Origin of the sequence: Exiguobacterium sp. E4787 (assembly GCF_018618375.1) — a bacterium.
Classification (GTDB): Bacteria; Bacillota; Bacilli; order Exiguobacteriales; family Exiguobacteriaceae; genus Exiguobacterium; species Exiguobacterium chiriqhucha.
The window spans coordinates 102358-119280 of sequence record NZ_JACSLY010000008.1; the positions used below are offsets into that span (position 1 = coordinate 102358).

The following is a 16923-nucleotide window of genomic DNA, read 5'->3' on the forward strand; positions in this document are numbered from 1 at the left end:
GTTCAGTCAAGTGCGGGTAGGACAAAGAGACGTTTTCTTGGTTTGAACGTCAGAATTTCCTCATGAGTTTTCCCTTCTTCTTCTACAGAAATTCGTAGCGTGTAGACACTGGTCGGATTCGGTTCAGTACCTAAAAATGCAAATTCATACGAGTTGCTTTGATCCATCTCAATTGGATGGGTCATAATATCCCCCGTCAGTTGGATGTCGTTCTCATAAAAAGATAGATTGACGATGACACCGTCTGACTCCTCCCATTCCACCTGACCCGCCCACGTCTCTTTTAAGGAATGAGAAACCGTATAAACCGCATCAAACTTCCCGTCACTTGAACTCGCAATAAGCTTGGGCGGAAGGGTCAATGAGACAACCATCCAAATTACAAATAAAAGAATAACAAGGCCTATACTTACTTTCTTATTCATCATGCTGATCCCTCCCTCATTACTGCACGCCTCTCATACATTCAGCGACAACTTCCGGTATTCCTTTTCGCTCCATAAAAAAAGCCAAGCCGCTTCTGCGACTTGGCGATTTGTTAGTCTTCAAAGAACCACTTCTTACGCGGTTCCACTTTCAGGTTGTCCCCGTGCTTCTTCATCTCGGTTATGAGGTAGCGTTCGAGCTCATTCATCGCCTTGACCCAATCTGTCATCGTCGCGACGAGCGGGACGACGGTCAGGATGAGGTCTTCCTCTTCATCCCGCATCTTCTCGATCATCAACTTCGCGAAGTCGAAGTTCTCATGGATTAAATCCTCTTCCCGGTCGATGATGTGCTCGTTTTCTAATTCATAAGCCGAGAATAGACGCTCATGCCGTCTGAGCAAGTGCCGCATATGACGCATCAGTTCGTCCTCGAGCTGGGGCGGTAGATGTTCGAGCGTCAGAAAATCGTCATGCAGCTTGTCGAGCACGTGGATAGCGGCACTGTTCGTATCAATCATCTTCGACTTCAAGACGGCCCGGCGATAAATCGGCGTCTTCTTCTCGAGCCAGCGGTTGGCTTTAATCTCTTCTTCAAAGAAGTCGTACGTCGTCTTTGAGGCTCGATGTTTCTTTTTCGTCTCATCGAGTGACTCAAATGACGAGCGTCCTCCCTCTGTTTCCGAGAACAGTCGCGCGATGCGGACGGCCATTTGGGAGACGGTCGCGATCTCGTCCTCAAGCTTCCGCTCATAGCGTGGCGGGAACAAGAGCGCATTGACGACAAGCGCCACGGTGATCCCCATCATGATGAGCAAGTAACGTTCACCTGCGAACATCCAGACGGGCATGTCCGACTGGCTCGCCCCTTCCATAATCAGAATCGTCGTCAAGATGACGGTCCGGGTCGTCGACTCGAGGTTCAAAAAGAGAAGGATCGAGATGGCGATGATGATGACGACTCCGATGGCGATCGGTGTCGGGTTCGGCGTCAACATTAATGAGAAGACGGCGAGCAAAGCCCCGATCAAGTTCCCTTTTAGTTCTTCTAATAGCCGGACACCCGTCTGATAAACGGACGGCAATAACGCGAGCGAGGCCGCGAGTGCCGGTACGACAATCTGTTGAAATTGAAATGCCTCGGCGATGAGCAATACCAAGGCGACGGATATCCCGGTCTTGATGGTTCTAGCTCCAAATCTCATGCGGTGTCGACAACGAAGTGTCTTCCTCCCTTATACACGTCTTAACTTTTTGTATCCCACTTACCCTGCCCTGAAACCTCACAACTTCAAGCCGTTGTCTCCTGTTTCGATAGCGCTTCCGTGGTATGATGGCGTTGGATATTTTCTTTAATCTTGATTGGGAGGGGTTTACTTGTCAACCATTGCTTTATTTGGAGGGAGCGGCCGCACGGGGATGCGGTTGCTTGAACGTTTGTTAAAAGACGGCCACGACGTCCGACTCTTGTCACGTCGCGAGGTTGAACCGAGGGATCGTCTCACGGTCATCATCGGTGACGCGACCGATGCGGATGCCATCGCAGAAACGGTGAAATCGGCCGACGTCGTCATGTCGGCGCTCGGTACGGATAAGCAGGACGTCTTATCCCGCTTCACACCGCTCATCATCTCAGCGATGCAAGCAGCCGGGATTACGCGCATCCTGACAGTCGGGACGGCCGGCATCTTGCAGGCACATGATTCTGACAACTATCGTTTCGAGACCCGCGAATCGAAACGGTCGATGACGACCGCGGCCGAGGATCACGCCCGGGCATATGAACTGCTCGATGCATCGCCGCTCGATTATACAATCGTCTGCCCGACCCAATTGATTGAAGATGCGTCCGTCGGGAACATCGTCATCACAGCTGACGTGCTCGGGACGCAGAACTCGGGACCAATCTCGCGTGACGATGTGGCGGATCTCGTCATTCAAGCCTGGAAAGACAAATCATATCGTAGACACCGCGTCGGCATCACGACGGAATCATAAGTAGGGGATGGGGATTTATGAACGAACAACGCATGCGCCTCGCGCAATTGACCGACGTATTTGACACACAAGCTGAAACCGAGTCGGCCCGTCTCGCTAAGACCGCACTCCGAAAAGTGACACGTGACGAGATTTGGATTGCCGTCTGTGGCCACTTTTCAGCAGGTAAGTCGACGCTCCTCAACAATTGGCTCGGGGATGGCGTGTTGCCGACGAGCCCGATTCCGACGAGTGCGAACATCGTGACGCTTCGACAGGGGGACGTCGGGGCATCGGTCGCCGTCAACGACACAGATTGGATTCGACTCGCGCCGGATGAGCTCGACCGCTTGAGCGACTACTGCAAAATCGAAGAGATTAAAGAAGTCGAGTACGCCCTGCCCCGCTTCCCATTCGGAAGCGACGTCGTCCTCATGGACACGCCCGGGATTGACTCGACCGATGAACAGCACCGTCAAGCGACGGAACGCTCGCTTTTCCTCGCCGACCATCTGTTCTTCATGATGGATTACAATCACGTCCAGTCCGAACAAAACATCAAACTGATGAAACAGTTCAGCGCCGAGGGGCGTCCCTACTCGATCATCATCAACCAAATCGATAAGCACGATGAAGGAGAGCTTCCGTTCCACACGTTCAAACGCTCGCTCGAGACCGCCTTCACCCGTCACGCGATCAATCCGGACGACATGTTCTATATCTCGCTCCGTGAGCTCGATCACCCGGAAAATGAGGTCGAAAGCCTCCGGACGTACGTCCAAACCGTCATCGACGCCGCGCGTGAACATGCGGAAGCACGCGCCGACCTGCTCGTTGACACGTTGCTCGCCCGGTCCACTCGTGCGAACGACGCCCTCTTGGACGAGTTGCCGGTCATCGAGAAGCAGCCGACGGAGATTCAAGCCCGCCTGCAACGCCTCGATAAGAAAGCGATCTGGCTCACCGCGTTCCGTCGCGAGTTCTTCAAACACCAGACACCGATCGTCGCGAGCGCGCCGATCATGAACTATGAGTTCCGTGAACTGTTGCGGGACTATCTCGAGAGTTGTGCGCCGGAGTTCAAGGTCGGCCTGTTCTTCTCAAAAGACAAGACGCGCCAGGAACGGCTACGTCGTGAAGAGATCGCTGTCAAGGAGTTCAACCGATTGATCGATACGAACCTTCGCCCCCACTTGATCAAGTACGCTGAAGACATCGTCCGCGATTTGAAACTGCCCGAGGCGATTTTGTCCCGTCCGGATACGTTACCGACTGCACCGAGCACGCTCATCAGTGACCAAGTGAAGTCCGGCGCATCGCTCAGTGGTGACACGGTGCTTCAATTCAGCCGTGACATCGAGTCGGCCCTCGCCTCTTGGGTGACGAAAGTGTCCGAACCGTGGGTCACGTCCGTCGAAACGTATCTTGAGGCCGAAGGCAAAGACCGAATCCATGCCATCGAGAACGAGCAAGACGAATTGTATGACATGCTCGACACGTTGGCGCTACAACGTCAGCTCTCCGAACAACGAGACGAGCTCACCCATTACATGACACGTGACCTCTCTGATTCACGCTTAACGGACCTTGAGACCCGTCACTACGTTACGGCTGACCAATTGCCGCAGAAACAAGTCGAACATCAGCAACAAGAAGTTGCTTCGACCTCGCTTTTGGTGGATGATGTCACTGCTTTATCGTTTGATTTTTCATATGAATATTCGGTATGTGAAATATTAGAGAGCCATCCGTTATTTAAGTCACGCGTCAAGTCGCTCCGTCATAAATTGGCCCGGGCCGAATCCGAGACATACACGCTCGCCATCTTTGGGGCGTTCTCATCCGGTAAGTCGTCGACGTTGAACGCGTTGCTCGGTGAGACGGTGCTTCCGACGTCACCGAACCCACTGACGGCGTCGATCACGAAAATCGTGCCGCCGAACGGCCGTGCCAACAAGAGTGCGTTGATTACGTTCAAGACACGTGCCGAGCTCGAGGCGGAGCTGAACGGTTACGGGGCGTCACTCGACGCGCTCGATCTCGACCACCCGTTCGTCAACGCCGTCAAGAACGCTCCCCTGTCCTATCTTGGTAGCCAGGAGACGGTCGACTATGACACGTTCTGCTCGTTCGTCACGGAGGAAGAGAAAAGCTGTATCGTCAAAGAGATCGAGCTCGCCATCGACTCCCCTTGGGCCGAGCGCGGCATCATCTTCGTCGACACGCCGGGTGCCGACTCGCAGTTCAACCGTCATAGCGAGGTGCAGTTCGGCTATATGCGTGACGCCGATGCTGTTTTATTTGTGACGTACTACAATCACGCTTTCACCGAGGCCGACCGTGAACTCGTCATCCAGCTCGGACGGGTCCAAGGGACAGGTGACCATCACATGTTCTTCCTCGTCAACGCGTCAGATTTGGCGGCGGATGAAGCGGAACGGTTCGCCGTCACCGATTATGTGTCGAACCAGTTGACGAAGCTCGGCGTCCGTCATCCGACGGTGCTGCCGATCTCGAGCCGGAACGCCATCCAAGGCACGGACGATGGCTTCGAGCGTTTCGCGGAACGACTCGGTTCGTTCGTCGACCACGACTTGCGTCAGGCGAACGCGGTCCGCATCAAAGACGAGGCAGAAGCCCTCGTCGCCGCGTTCGAGGACGTCGTGCGCGAGGCTGAAGCGGATGCGAGCGTCAAGGCGGCCCGCCGTGACAAGCTCGAACAAGTGCGCACGGCTGACAATCGACTCAACGTCACGACGCTCGAAGACCCGTTCAAGCGCGAGATGGACGAGTTGCTCGCCCACCTCGAGACCCGCTCGCTCCTCCGGCTGTCGGACTTCGTCAAAGAGACGTTCCATCCGGTCGAGGTCGATGGATCGAAGGCGAGCCTCGAGCGCGCCCTCACCCGGACGCTCGACAAGTATGCGTATGACATCCATCAAGAGCTGCAAGTGTTCCAATATCTGCTCGAGCGCTTTTTGAAACGAGAGACGGAACGCTTGATCGAGCGCGAGACGCTCAAACTGCGTCCGCTCTTGCCGACGTTGTCGCTTGAGGACGACAGCGACATCGATTGGTTCCGTGACGCCGTCGACCCGGTCACGTTCGAGGCGGCTCCGTTCCGTCCCGTCTTGAAGCACTATAAGAACGCGAACCAGTTCTTCGAAGGCGACGGCCGGACGAAACTGCGCGACGACTTGAGTGCCCTGTTGAAGACGGCGGTGCGCGAGCAACTCGCGCGCGTCGGAAGTCATCAAGTCGAACGGACGGCGACGCAGCTTGCCGCGCTCGAGACGACGCTCAGCCAGAACTGGGACCGTGAAGTGAACGACCTCGTCGCCGGCGAATTGAGCATGCTCTCGGACGGTCAATCGTTCCAAGACATGACACAGCGCCTCGCTGCGCTCAGAAAGGACTGAACGCATGGGTTCCTTGTTGCTCGTCGGCCTGATTCCGGCCGTCATCATGACGGTCGCGCTCGGCTTGTTTATCCGCCATCTGTATTTGAATAGAGAGTAGACTTTGAAGGATGGGACCGAGACTGGCCCCATCCTTTTTTATGACGGCATGAACGGCTTTCAAACCAATTCTTGACGGTCCCAAAGCTTTTCGACGCTCAATAGTTCATGTTTGTTAAACGTCACTTTATATACGTCCGGCATATCGAGTTCTTTCCAGAACGTATAGCCATACTGTTCATCAAAATAATTTAGGATCAGCACCATGATATTCCCATGCGTACCGATTGCGATTCGCTTTCCTTCGTATTGGTCGAGTAGTGACAAGATCGCACGGACTCCACGCTGTTGAGCGACAACGTTCGATTCGCCGCCTTCCCACGCAAATGTCGGATTTTCCCACACTTTTGTCATCGCCAGGGTGAAATTCTCGGCCGGCTCTGTCGTCAATGTCCGTTCTCTCAAGTCATCGATGAGCAGAACTTCTGTCCCAATCTGGTCAGCAATCCCTTGGACGGTTTGAATAGCTCGTTTATATGGACTCGAAACGACGAGATCAATCTTTTCTTCACTCAAGCTGTACGTGATATTACGGACGTCTCCCGCTCCTCTTTCAGATAAAGGTCTCGTCCACTCATCGGCTGTATATGTAGAGTGTGCATGTCTTACGAAATATAAGGTCGTCATGTCATCGTCTCCCGTTCTATGTATATCATCATTCACTATTATTCCACTAAAACTTATTGTAAAATTATCCAGCGTGACTTCATTATAATCCTCAAAAAGAGGATAACGCCTACATATTTTTTCCGATGAATACGAACATCGAAGTTGGAACGGTGAGAATATACCGTGGGAGTTCACGATGTAAGCCGCAAAAATATAGGTTGATGGGAGAGGCAAACATGAAAAGCAGAATTCACATACTCGGCGCTTCGGGCTCCGGCACGTCAACACTTGGCGACGCGTTAGCGAACGTCCTGCCGCATACTCATCTGGATACGGACGATTATTTCTGGATCAACAAGTTCACCGAACCGAGACCCGTCCCTGAACGACGCGAGATGCTCAAGGAAGAGTTGCTACAATCTGAACGGTGGATTCTATCAGGATCTCTCGCAGGTTGGGGCGACTGTTTCATGCCCTATTTTGATTTGGTCATCTTTTTATGGATTCCGCCTGACGTCCGCTTGGCCAGATTGCAACAACGGGAACTCGAGCGCTATGGTGCGGAAGCACTCGCTGGCGGTAGCCTATACGAGCAATCACAAGCGTTTTTGAAATGGGCCGCCCTTTACGACCATGCCGGGACAGAAGTTAGAAGTAAGTCGTCGCATGAACAATGGCTGGCTGAACTGGCTTGTCCCATCCTAAGAATCGAAGGCGACTACTCGACCGAGGAACGAATCGCGATGGTCATGGATGTGTTAAAACAGAATCAGCATCAATGATATTCCTTCCCGATCCTGATTTTGGTGAAATGAATTTCAGCGCTTGCGGGAGGGAACAACAGATTACAGACGAACACCTCGGTCCCATCCAACATGTAACTCGAGACAGCGATATCGTGCATAAAGTAAGGTAGCTGTAATCTAGATAATTCTTTGATGGGTGCCACCCGGTCGTTCAAAGGAGCAACGATGTCCACTTTGATACATCCTAAAAATTCGATCTGGTGATGATAACTCTCATTTTCTTCTTCAATTTTGATTAACACTTCATCCCCGTAGTACCGACAATCACACCCGAGCACACGAGCATCCCAATAATATATCTTTTCAATCTCCTCTAAAATCTCTTGTACGTTCATTATTGTTCCTCACCTTCTATTTAGAATAAGAGCCTCGAGTATGTGTGCTCGAGGCTCTTTGTTATGCGTCAGCCGGGTACCGCACGTCGATGCGCTGCCGGATATCGGTCATGACGTCCGCGAGTGTGAGCATATCGGCAAACGAATGGACCTCGGTCTCCCGCTCCCCTGCTTCAATCATGTTTACGAACGTCTGAATCTCATACGTCATATGGCTTTCCTGTTCTAAACCGAGTTCGACGGTCGCCCCGTCTCGGCCAACGAATGTCAAGCGGTCGAGCGAACCGATATCGTCAATCACGATGCGCCCCGCTTCCCCAATGATTTCGGATGGGGCGTCCGTGCCATGGATTTTCGAGTGGAGCACGATGATGTCCATGCCGTCATACGACAAGATGGCCGAACCACTGCCGTCGACACCTGACTCGAGCTTGACGGCGTTGGCATGTAAGCCTCTCGGTCGTCCAAAAAGTTTCAAAGCCGGACCGAGGCAATAGACGCCGAGGTCCATCAGTGAACCGTTCGAGAATGCAGGATTAAACGTATTCGGGTTGTCCCCACGCTTATACAAGTCGTAGCGTGACGAGTATTGCGACTTGTTCAAGATGACACGCCGGACCGGTCCGACGCGATGGAGTTCTTGACGCAACACATCGAAGTTCGGCATGAATAGATTGCGGAGCGCTTCGAGCAAAACGACGTCATGTTCGTGCGCCGTCTCAAGCATCTGTCTGACTTCCTCAACGTTCGAGGCGAACGGTTTCTCACAGAGAACGTGTTTGCCGTGACGCATAAAGAGCAGGCTCTGCTCAGCGTGGAGCGAGTTAGGGCTCGCGATGTAGACCGCATCAATCAACTCACTGGACGCCATCTCCTCGAGTGAGGTGAACGTGTTTGGAATATCAAATTCTTCAGCGAACGTTTTCGCGCGCTCGTCTGTCCGGGAATAGACGGCGGACACGGATGCGCCTTCGACTTCATGGGTCGCTTCAATGAAAGAACGGGTGATAAAGTTTGTGCCGATGATACCGAATCGAATCATAGGAAAATCCCTCTTTTCTTTAGGTTGTGATGATTTTGCTAAGGACGATTTCGTCATGGAGCGGGATACGATGCTCACCGATAACGGGAATCGACGGTTTATGTAGCCTGGCCGCATCGACCGCACCCGGGATGATCCGTGCGAGGCGCCAGCCTCGGCGTTGGTAAAAGGAGAGCGCACGCAGGTTGTCGTTCGTCGTGATGAGCGACAGCCGTGCGAGCTGATGTTGCTTGGCCACTCGCTCGACTTGATCGAGGAGCGCCGAGCCGATGCCACGCTTCTCCTGGAGGCTGTCGAGCGAGATGATCTCAATCTCGTCTTCCCGAATGACATACGTGACGAGGCCGATGATGACGTTTGTATTCGACCAGACGAACCCGTCAAGCGTGGCGCAGTCATACTTCCCGGTCGAGATGACCATCTCAGGTGAGCCCCAGGCATCGATAAAGAATGCACGGACCGCGTCACGCGTCGAAGAGGTAATCGGTTCAATCATCGCAAATCACTCCGCCTCTCGGGCAGGTGACGGTTTTGGCGCACTCGCCTCGGCGTAGATGCGGAACTGTTTGAACTGTTCATCGTAAATCAGGCGAATCGCCCATTTGAACGCCTTTACATACAGGGCATATAGCCATGACGAAGGGATGAGTGAGATGCGAATCGTCACATCCGTCCCGTCTGTCGTCTCGCTCAACGTATACGTCGCAATCGACACCCCTTGATTCGTCACCGCCTGCACCTCGCATTCGTGAGGACGATTGACATGGGTCAACTCGGATTCGACCCGAATCTCTTTTTTCTCGAACTGTTGGACCGAGATGAACCGTTTTCCCGTCACGAGTGAGGCGTCACCGTCCTCATAAATATTTTCGATCAAATGGTCGTTCCATTTGATGATATGTTCGTCTTCTGCGAGACAAGCGAACGTGTGGTCAATCGGTGCGTCGATTGTCATCGTATATGTAGCCACTTCGAGTTGTTTCAAAATCAAATCCCCCTTAAGAAATCCCTTTCGGATAACGGATATACTGTCGTTGTCCCTCGATAATTGATTTATTTTTATTGATTAAATGGTCATAATTCAACTTAACCATTTGGTCAAAATCATTGGCCTCGAGCACGTCTAAGGCCTCCATGTTTTTTTGCATATTTTCTTTTCCGACAGCAATCCCTTTTATGAATTTCTTTTCTTGTCGAGACAGGCTGGACCATTCTTTCGTATTTTCGAGAAACGCCGCGAACGCTTGAATGTCTTCACCCTGACTCGTTAAAATCTTCAATGTTTGATATTGATAGATGTCTGCTAGCACGGCGAATTTTTTCATCTTAGACAAATCTGTGTCCGTAATGTGCTTTCGGATTAATACGTCATCATTATAATACGCCGTATAGTCCTGAAGCATCTGATTAAACGTTTGTTGAATCTCCCAAAAGTGAGCAAACGCGTCTCTCCCTTGTTGAACCTGCGGGCTCGCGTTCATAATCGGAATGTCTAACGGTTTCGTGTAATAAGAGATCGGAATGTTTGCGCGGTCCGTCGCCATACGCGATAGGTTGCCGCTTAAATCGGCAAAATAAGACAGGTTCGGCTGCGCAATCAGTACTTCGTCCACGTTCTCTTCCCCGATTGTGAAGTAGGCGGTTGCCACCGATTGATTGTTTCTCGTAAAACCCGCCATGTAATATGGCGTTCCATTTACCATCCAAAAGACTGGATTGACAAACACGCCTTCGGTCCATTTCCTTTGTTTCTTCGCCTTTTTCATAAGTAACTTCGTTGTTTGATCCCACATCGTTGAATCTCCCCTTTTAAGTCATGTGGATGTTCCATTCTTCGTCCCCTAAGAGAAACGAACGTTAACGTTTATGTAGCCAATTCGAGTTGTTGCGACTCAGTTTTCCTTCATCGGTATAGTATCCCATTTTCTTTTCATAGAAACATATTTTGGACTTCGTTCAAGACTAACCGAGGTGGCCGACTGTTGCATGGTTTAGATTAAGATAAGCTCTACTTCAAAACAGACATACTGCTATACCCCTTCGATGAAGCCGCTTCGTTTTTAAAGATTGTATGTAGATTAATTTATCGATATAATCGCGTTCTTCAGAAACTAGCTTTATCATGTTCATCGCTCTATTTCTTTATTAAATTGACATTAATGCGGTATTTGAAATACTATAAAGGATCATTATTAGTCTATGTACTAACATGAGTATACTGAATTTACAAAAAAGAGGGAATTGATTCCGACAAGTTGATTCCAAGATAATCACATTTCTATCGTCCAAACGGGTGAGAATGTAAACATCAGGTCCCCGACACGAGCAATCAACGGGTTGAACGGAGTAATTTTTTCACTGATTCGACGACTATCCATACTTATCATCACTCGTCGACAATCTGAATGCCGCACACTTCATCATCACCAATCCGAATAAAGTGGAACGTCTCGCGTTCTCCTAACCCTCTAGCGATTCCTGAACACTCGGCCACAACATGAGGACGTTTCCGCTCACCAAACGGCCAGCGGTACATCATTCCGTCTTTCACGAAGTAACTCACCTGTCCTTGAATCGTCAGCGCCGAACTGTCGTGAAGAAGCTTCGGTGTCTTATATTTATTGAGTTGACCAGTCACATCGATATGAATCAAGTCATACCAAATCGACGGACAGAGCCAGACCCCGGTCCGATCCGCTTGCAATAGCTCACAGTCGACGATAGTCGGTGGACGGAGAAAATCAGAATGATAACGGCGTAACACTTTCCCTGTCCGCGAGAAACAAACGAGTGCCTCAGTAGAGATGCCTTCCCCGAACACCCCCTCGTCGACATAACCGATCCAAATTCCCGTGTCGTTGACAGCGACCGACCCAATGGCATTGCCCGCGTGGAACGCGTGGATAACGTTACCTTGCTCATTGATCACCCAGGCGTTGACGGACGTCTCCTCTAGCGTCACATCGACGACGAGAAACGTTTTAGAATCCAAGAGTCGGATAAACAGCGAACTCAAATGAAACGGCAGTCGCAGCGTCCGATCGTTCCAATAGACGATGGGCATTTCCTCATCCACGAGAACAATCAGCTCATCACCTGATAGATCGGCATCCACTATTCTTGATCCTTTTGTTTGAAACAACGTCTCGACACGCATTTCCATTCGTTTCATCTCTCCTGACCTAACGTAGTTGTTGCGTCTTCCGCCTCATGAGCAAGCGGTCAATCCCTATACCAACCACCGCCCAAAAGATGATGGTCACCCCATATTTGAACCACATCGGGATATTGGACGGATGCGTGAACATCTCGACGAACCAATGCGTCTCCATCACCCAGAACGGCGGACTTGTCAGAAAGAAGAGAATCGATTTGTCATCTGACCCGCTTCAGTTATAGAGACAAATCAGTAGCGCAAAAAGTGTTATCCAAAATGTGAAAGACTTGATTCGCGCCATCTCTTAATCCCCTGTCCTGATTCATCTATTCGACTGAATCCGTCTTCTCATACTGTTCGAGCGTCATGCAGAATCGGGCAACCTGTTCTGGTGTCACGGGATCTGCCATTCCATAGCGCTCGTCCAAATACGGTTTGAAATCGATGTCCGTTAATCCGATGCGATGCGCCCATTCCAATACCGTCTCCGTCGACATCCATTTCTTCGCCGGCGGCAACGCCTGATTGAATGCGATGAGGGCGTCCCGAATCGTCACACCGGTCCAAGCTGGTTCCTCGACACTTGCCATCGAGCTCGAGACTGAATAACGCAAAGACGGTCGTGACGTGAACGAAGCTGTTTCTTTAGCACGTTTACGATATTTAAGGCGATATTTTGCGGTAAAAATCAGTCCACCAAGCAATACACAAGCTAAAAACAGCAACCAATAGAAGAGACCATCGCCTCGATCAATGACGGTCGTCACGGAATCAATCGTATAATCCAAATAGTCCAATTTCAGACGAGACAGTTCTTCTTCATTCGGATTTCTTATCGCCCCTTCAAACATTGCGTTCGAATACCCCGATGCTTCAGGTGTCGGTCGCAACTTCAATCCTGATGTCGGAGCACGGTACCACCATTCCATCAACAGGTTGATGAGACGCAGTCCGATGAAGACTGCTCCTACCGTCAATACTGCGGTTAATCCAAGTCGACTCATCCAACGCATCTCATCGCCTCCTCTATGACTGATTTCCCTTTCATTGTATCATCGAACGTTAAATTTGGAATAATCATCCAATAACAACTTCGATTATCAGTTCACTGTAAATGCAACTTAGCCACCTGACTTGAAGGTCTTAACTTTAGAATCTCGATCGCTAAGTCGTTCGCTTCCGCATCCGTCATTAATTTGTCGGGAATTGCATTGAAAAAGAGCAAGTATTCCTTCAAATCTATGCGTCTAGTATCAAGTTCGACAGCACGTTTCGCATGTTCGTAGGCTCGTTCGTAGGCATGAGGATGGTGACAGAACGGTTGGCTCATAAGAAGCGACGCAGCCTCTTCCAACTCAGCGGTCTGTTCAACTTGAATTAGATAGCATACGATTTCATAGACCGCCAAATTATCCGTATCAAACGCAACTTCAAGAAAGGTATCTAACACCACTTCGTGTACTAGCGATTTCACTAGACGTTGAATGGTCGCTTGGTCGTTTGAGAGGATCGCCTTGTGTAATTGTTGTTTCAGACTCATTTGAACAATTGCCCCTTCCTAAATAATCGTCAAAGCTCTGTTCTAACCTACTGTACTTCCTCGAACCGCTCGCGCTCGTTGATGAATACGAAGCGAGGCAATCCTTCTACACCCTCGAGTTTGATTTCGACTTCGTCCGTCGACATTAGTGCCTTCAATTCGTCTTTTGTCATTGTTGATCCACCTTTCTTTTTGGTCTGACTTCCCCTATTCATCTTGACATACTATCCCTTTAGTGTAAAATTACACTTGTAAGTAAATGTAAATATAACCCTTATGAAGAAAGCGGTGACCTAATGGGCAATCCAAAGAAATGCCTCATCATCTTGTCATCTGTCTATGTACTCGCGTTCATCGTGAACCTGATTCCATCCATTATGTTTCCCGATGCGACGATGTTGCCGATTCATGCGGTCACATCCGGCTTACTACTCGTTTGCATGATCGGGACGTGTTTATTGCGGAATCGAGTCGCCAAATGGTTGATCATGGCCATCTTGTTTGCCAGTGTGACCGTGTTCACCTTGATCAGTTTCGAGTCGTACGTGTATGACATCGTGCTGTTAGACGCCTTGTTCGCGATTCAGTATCCGCTCTACATCCTGTTCGTGACACCACTGTTCGGGTTTAACTACTTTCTAAATGCCAATCCGGAATACGTCGCGCTACTCGTCTTTTTTATCGCGATTTTGTTGCTCGTCATCCATGAACTCGCGGTGACACGATTCGACCGAGTCAAACTATGAGGGAACGTCGTGTGACGCATCGTTTTCAAGCGATTACGATTAGTGGCACGAGCCTCATCATGTACATCGTGTACCTTTTGTTCTCTCCAAATTGGATTGGGATTGGGTTCGTGCGAACACTCGAAACAATTATGTTATGGTGAGGTTTCGCCTTCAATCTGAATCAAACGACATGACATACTTAGGAGGACTGACATGCACTTCTATATCGGCTCCCGCTTTGCGAACATCGAACAGGTCAGAGCGTTGCGCAATCACCTCATCAACGACGGTCACACATATACATACGACTGGACGAGGAACGACCGTGCCACAACAATTGAAGACTTGCGAGCCATCGGCACGAGTGAGTTCGAGGCGATCAAAGCGTCGGACTTTGTCGTTATCTTGCTGCCTGCCGGCCAAAGCAGTCACATCGAGCTCGGCATCGCCCTCGGCGCGGACGTGCCGCTATTCATCTATGACCCAGCAAATCGTTTCGACGATTTCGAGACGACGAGCACGTTTTACCATTTGCCGCACGTCATCCAGTTGACGGGACCGCTCAAGGACGTGCCTCAGGCCATTACAGCCCACTTCGCAGACACAACCCGTTAAGTCGTCTCGACCCGATGCCCCCTTGTTCTCCCGGAACCGTGCCGGCTTGCAGCCGACCCAGTCGGCGAAATGCTTGTTCGGCTGGGCCGGGCTGCTGAACCCGACGGCGATGCTCACCTCGAGCAAATTCAAATTTGAATAGCGCAACAAATGTTTCGCTTTTTGGAGCCGCATTCGGGTGATGTATTGTGATGGGGTGTATCCGGTCAACGCGTTAAAGTTGCGGATGAACTGATATTTGCTCTGGTTCGCCAACCGGCTCAATTCTTCGATACGGATGACCGATGCAATATTCTCTTCGATATACGTAAAGACGGCGTCATATGACTCATCTTCGCTGAACGTAGCATGTTCCGCGACATACGTCTTGAGGAACGAATAGACATCGTCTTCCAGACTTGCTCGTCCGTCCTCGATGAAATCGCGCGTCCACATACCGAGATGGCGCTTCAACGTCTCCGGTACAATCGTCGACAGCTCTTGAAACATGACCGGTGCATCGTCTCCGCTCGACCGATGCCACCAACGGTCGAAGTCATGCTTATCGAAGTCGAATGTCACGAAGGTGGCCTGTTCACTCGTGACGAAACACTGGTACAGTACCTTTGGTTCACTTAATATCGCCTCTCCGTCTTGTAATCGAAATTCACGCGATTCGAGACGAACCCCGATTTTCCCCACGAGCGTCACGGTCAATCGATGCCTATCCGTCTCGATCACATCCTCTTGCCACCCACTTCGTTCCTTCCTGACATGAATCCTCGCATTCGACAACTCCATCTTTAACTGCATGATGACCCTCCTATTATTGCGGTCCAATTGCGCAATTCTCGATACGACGCGAACCGCCACACCTTCCATAATCGAGGTAGACCAATCACAGGTCGATAATTCGATGAAAGTCAGGTGACCCTATGTTCCACTCGTTACATCCCAATTTAAAAATCCGCATCAGCATCAACTTCATTCAAAAATTGACGCAGACGGCCATCTTTCCATTCATGACGATCTACTTTGCCCAACAGTTCGGCGTGACGCTTGCCGGCGTCTTGATTGTAACGACGACCGTGCTGTCCTTCATAGGCAGTCTGTATGGCGGCGCTTGGGCTGACCGCTACGGCCGCAAACGAGTGCTCGTTTCCGGCGAACGCCTCGGCTTCTTGAGCCTCGGCGGTATGGCAATCTGCAACTCCACGTTTTTGAGCGACCCGACACTGACGTTCGTCTTCTTTTTGATGAACAATATTGTCAACGGCATCGTCACACCGGCGAACGAGGCGATTTTGATTGATGACAGTACGACGGACAATCGGAAGTTCTTGTACGCGCTCAGTTACTGGACGCTCAACATTTCCATCGTTGTCGGCAGTATCGTCGGGGGGTTCCTGTTTCAAGCGCATCTATTCGACCTCTTGATAGGCGCTGCGCTGGCTTCACTCGCTTGCATGCTGATGATCCGGATGCGACTGAACGATACATATCGACCGAAGCCGAGCACGACCCCACTTTCTTGGCGCGGGCTCTGTCACGGATACGCAATCGTGTTTCGCGACCGATTGTTCACAATCTATCTGATTGCCGGCGTGTTAACGTTGTCGCTCGAGCTGCAGCTGACCCATTATCTCGCGATTCATTTCGTAGACACGTTCACGACGCCACAGTCGCTATTCGGCGTCTCGTTAGACGGGACGATGCTGCTCGGCGTATTGCGGAGTGAGAACACGGTGCTCGTGCTCCTGTTCAGTTTTCTCGTCTTGAAATGGACGAAGCCTTTCAACGAGCGCTCGGTCTTATATACCGGGGTCGTCCTGTTCAGTGGCGGCTTCGCGTTGCTCCTCGTCAGCGGCTCCGTCGTGGTGATGCTGATCGGCACGCTCGTGTTCACACTCGGGGAGTTGTTGTACGTCCCGATTCACCAGGCGTTGCTCATCGGCGCCGTGAGCGTCTCGTTGTATGGATTGATTCCGCCGCTCCTGATGGCGGTTGTCTATATTACGTTCGGGGCGACGGCCATCTGGCTCTATCAAAAAGTATATCGCAGCCTCTTTGTCCAATCTATGGAAAGTGAGCAAGTCGGATAATCAAATCCATAAAATTTTGAAATCATTTGGATTTTTCTGGTGTATCAATCATTTTTGTGACATACTGTTCAAAATCTACTTTTGAACGGG

Annotated in this window: 19 protein-coding genes and 1 pseudogene; 6 read left to right on the top strand and 14 right to left on the bottom strand. The window is 50.7% G+C overall.

The features are described 5' to 3' along the window. Positions 1-2: 2 nt before the first annotated feature. Both KNP80_RS10425 and KNP80_RS10430 read right to left on the bottom strand, forming a co-directional pair. The gene (locus KNP80_RS10425) at positions 3-428 is read right to left on the bottom strand and encodes a hypothetical protein (protein ID WP_214719611.1); all 426 of its coding nucleotides are present in this window, start codon (positions 426-428) and stop codon (positions 3-5) included. 110 nt (positions 429-538) lie between these two features. Continuing rightward, positions 539-1630, bottom strand: a complete 1092-nt coding sequence (locus tag KNP80_RS10430; protein WP_114166163.1) for an FUSC family protein — start codon at positions 1628-1630, stop codon at positions 539-541. Positions 1631-1802: 172 nt separating this feature from the next. On the opposite strand from KNP80_RS10430, the gene KNP80_RS10435 reads away from it, so the two are divergent. Next, entirely contained in the window at positions 1803-2423 is a 621-nt protein-coding gene (locus KNP80_RS10435) for an NAD(P)-dependent oxidoreductase (protein ID WP_214834704.1), read from the top strand. Positions 2424-2440: 17 nt separating this feature from the next. Beyond that, positions 2441-5821: a dynamin family protein gene (locus tag KNP80_RS10440; RefSeq protein WP_214834706.1), complete on the top strand. Its 3381-nt coding sequence runs from the start codon at positions 2441-2443 to the stop codon at positions 5819-5821. A 159-nt stretch (positions 5822-5980) separates the two neighbouring features. On the opposite strand, the gene KNP80_RS10445 is transcribed toward KNP80_RS10440, so the two are convergent. After that, a complete protein-coding gene (locus KNP80_RS10445; RefSeq protein WP_214834707.1) occupies positions 5981-6547 on the bottom strand; it encodes a histidine phosphatase family protein in 567 nt (188 codons plus the stop codon). Between the two features lie 218 nt (positions 6548-6765). On the opposite strand from KNP80_RS10445, the gene KNP80_RS10450 reads away from it, so the two are divergent. After that, positions 6766-7311, top strand: coding sequence for an ATP-binding protein (locus tag KNP80_RS10450; protein ID WP_214834708.1), 546 nt, complete (start codon positions 6766-6768; stop codon positions 7309-7311). Here the strand turns inward: KNP80_RS10450 and KNP80_RS10455 are convergent. The 10 genes from KNP80_RS10455 to KNP80_RS15930 all read right to left on the bottom strand — a co-directional run bounded on the left by KNP80_RS10455 (position 7305) and on the right by KNP80_RS15930 (position 13582). After that, complete coding sequence (locus KNP80_RS10455; RefSeq protein WP_214719616.1) at positions 7305-7670, bottom strand: hypothetical protein; 366 nt, start codon at positions 7668-7670, stop codon at positions 7305-7307. The two genes, KNP80_RS10450 and KNP80_RS10455, sit on opposite strands and share 7 nt — an antisense overlap. Positions 7671-7731: 61 nt before the next feature. Continuing rightward, a complete protein-coding gene (locus KNP80_RS10460; protein WP_214834709.1) occupies positions 7732-8712 on the bottom strand; it encodes a Gfo/Idh/MocA family protein in 981 nt (326 codons plus the stop codon). A gap of 19 nt (positions 8713-8731) precedes the next feature. Continuing rightward, on the bottom strand, positions 8732-9208 hold the full coding sequence (locus KNP80_RS10465; protein WP_214834710.1) for a GNAT family N-acetyltransferase: 477 nt from the start codon (positions 9206-9208) through the stop codon (positions 8732-8734). Between the two features lie 6 nt (positions 9209-9214). Then, positions 9215-9697, bottom strand: coding sequence for an SRPBCC family protein (locus tag KNP80_RS10470; RefSeq protein ID WP_214707851.1), 483 nt, complete (start codon positions 9695-9697; stop codon positions 9215-9217). Between the two features lie 13 nt (positions 9698-9710). Continuing rightward, positions 9711-10505, bottom strand: a complete 795-nt coding sequence (locus KNP80_RS10475; RefSeq protein WP_214834711.1) for a hypothetical protein — start codon at positions 10503-10505, stop codon at positions 9711-9713. A gap of 593 nt (positions 10506-11098) precedes the next feature. Next, a complete protein-coding gene (locus KNP80_RS10480; protein WP_214719621.1) occupies positions 11099-11884 on the bottom strand; it encodes a hypothetical protein in 786 nt (261 codons plus the stop codon). A 10-nt stretch (positions 11885-11894) separates the two neighbouring features. Next, positions 11895-12044, bottom strand: a complete 150-nt coding sequence (locus KNP80_RS10485; protein WP_214719622.1) for a hypothetical protein — start codon at positions 12042-12044, stop codon at positions 11895-11897. Between the two features lie 151 nt (positions 12045-12195). Then, positions 12196-12882 carry a hypothetical protein gene (locus tag KNP80_RS10490; RefSeq protein ID WP_214834712.1) on the bottom strand — a complete coding sequence of 229 codons (687 nt, stop codon included), beginning with the start codon at positions 12880-12882 and terminating at the stop codon, positions 12196-12198. 92 nt (positions 12883-12974) lie between these two features. Beyond that, the gene (locus tag KNP80_RS10495; protein ID WP_214719624.1) at positions 12975-13409 is read right to left on the bottom strand and encodes a hypothetical protein; all 435 of its coding nucleotides are present in this window, start codon (positions 13407-13409) and stop codon (positions 12975-12977) included. 47 nt (positions 13410-13456) lie between these two features. After that, positions 13457-13582 carry a hypothetical protein gene (locus KNP80_RS15930; RefSeq protein WP_285800943.1) on the bottom strand — a complete coding sequence of 42 codons (126 nt, stop codon included), beginning with the start codon at positions 13580-13582 and terminating at the stop codon, positions 13457-13459. Between the two features lie 123 nt (positions 13583-13705). Between KNP80_RS15930 and KNP80_RS10500 the strand changes: the two genes are divergently transcribed. Together KNP80_RS10500 and KNP80_RS10505 are read left to right on the top strand one after the other, a co-directional pair. Then, a complete protein-coding gene (locus KNP80_RS10500; protein WP_214832691.1) occupies positions 13706-14155 on the top strand; it encodes a hypothetical protein in 450 nt (149 codons plus the stop codon). 195 nt (positions 14156-14350) lie between these two features. Next, positions 14351-14752, top strand: a complete 402-nt coding sequence (locus tag KNP80_RS10505; RefSeq protein ID WP_214719626.1) for a group-specific protein — start codon at positions 14351-14353, stop codon at positions 14750-14752. Positions 14753-14791: 39 nt separating this feature from the next. On the opposite strand, the pseudogene KNP80_RS15995 reads toward KNP80_RS10505, so the two are convergent. Further along, positions 14792-15613, bottom strand: a pseudogene (locus tag KNP80_RS15995) (helix-turn-helix domain-containing protein); the annotation flags it as partial. A gap of 53 nt (positions 15614-15666) precedes the next feature. Here KNP80_RS15995 and KNP80_RS10510 point away from each other — a divergent pair. Further along, a complete protein-coding gene (locus KNP80_RS10510) occupies positions 15667-16833 on the top strand; it encodes an MFS transporter (protein WP_214719627.1) in 1167 nt (388 codons plus the stop codon). Positions 16834-16923: the final 90 nt, after the last annotated feature.

What these genes read in the sequence shown, in the direction of transcription:
- KNP80_RS10425 (WP_214719611.1), bottom strand. Translation starts at nt 428, where the DNA reads ATGATGAATAAGAAAGTAAGTATAGGCCTTGTTATTCTTTTATTTGTA.
- KNP80_RS10430 (WP_114166163.1), bottom strand. Translation starts at nt 1,630, where the DNA reads ATGAGATTTGGAGCTAGAACCATCAAGACCGGGATATCCGTCGCCTTG.
- KNP80_RS10440 (WP_214834706.1), top strand. Translation starts at nt 2,441, where the DNA reads ATGAACGAACAACGCATGCGCCTCGCGCAATTGACCGACGTATTTGAC.
- KNP80_RS10445 (WP_214834707.1), bottom strand. Translation starts at nt 6,547, where the DNA reads ATGACGACCTTATATTTCGTAAGACATGCACACTCTACATATACAGCC.
- KNP80_RS10450 (WP_214834708.1), top strand. Translation starts at nt 6,766, where the DNA reads ATGAAAAGCAGAATTCACATACTCGGCGCTTCGGGCTCCGGCACGTCA.
- KNP80_RS10455 (WP_214719616.1), bottom strand. Translation starts at nt 7,670, where the DNA reads ATGAACGTACAAGAGATTTTAGAGGAGATTGAAAAGATATATTATTGG.
- KNP80_RS10460 (WP_214834709.1), bottom strand. Translation starts at nt 8,712, where the DNA reads ATGATTCGATTCGGTATCATCGGCACAAACTTTATCACCCGTTCTTTC.
- KNP80_RS10465 (WP_214834710.1), bottom strand. Translation starts at nt 9,208, where the DNA reads ATGATTGAACCGATTACCTCTTCGACGCGTGACGCGGTCCGTGCATTC.
- KNP80_RS10475 (WP_214834711.1), bottom strand. Translation starts at nt 10,505, where the DNA reads ATGTGGGATCAAACAACGAAGTTACTTATGAAAAAGGCGAAGAAACAA.
- KNP80_RS10480 (WP_214719621.1), bottom strand. Translation starts at nt 11,884, where the DNA reads ATGAAACGAATGGAAATGCGTGTCGAGACGTTGTTTCAAACAAAAGGA.
- KNP80_RS10485 (WP_214719622.1), bottom strand. Translation starts at nt 12,044, where the DNA reads ATGGAGACGCATTGGTTCGTCGAGATGTTCACGCATCCGTCCAATATC.
- KNP80_RS10490 (WP_214834712.1), bottom strand. Translation starts at nt 12,882, where the DNA reads ATGCGTTGGATGAGTCGACTTGGATTAACCGCAGTATTGACGGTAGGA.
- KNP80_RS10495 (WP_214719624.1), bottom strand. Translation starts at nt 13,409, where the DNA reads ATGAGTCTGAAACAACAATTACACAAGGCGATCCTCTCAAACGACCAA.
- KNP80_RS15930 (WP_285800943.1), bottom strand. Translation starts at nt 13,582, where the DNA reads ATGACAAAAGACGAATTGAAGGCACTAATGTCGACGGACGAAGTCGAA.
- KNP80_RS10500 (WP_214832691.1), top strand. Translation starts at nt 13,706, where the DNA reads ATGGGCAATCCAAAGAAATGCCTCATCATCTTGTCATCTGTCTATGTA.
- KNP80_RS10505 (WP_214719626.1), top strand. Translation starts at nt 14,351, where the DNA reads ATGCACTTCTATATCGGCTCCCGCTTTGCGAACATCGAACAGGTCAGA.
- KNP80_RS10510 (WP_214719627.1), top strand. Translation starts at nt 15,667, where the DNA reads ATGTTCCACTCGTTACATCCCAATTTAAAAATCCGCATCAGCATCAAC.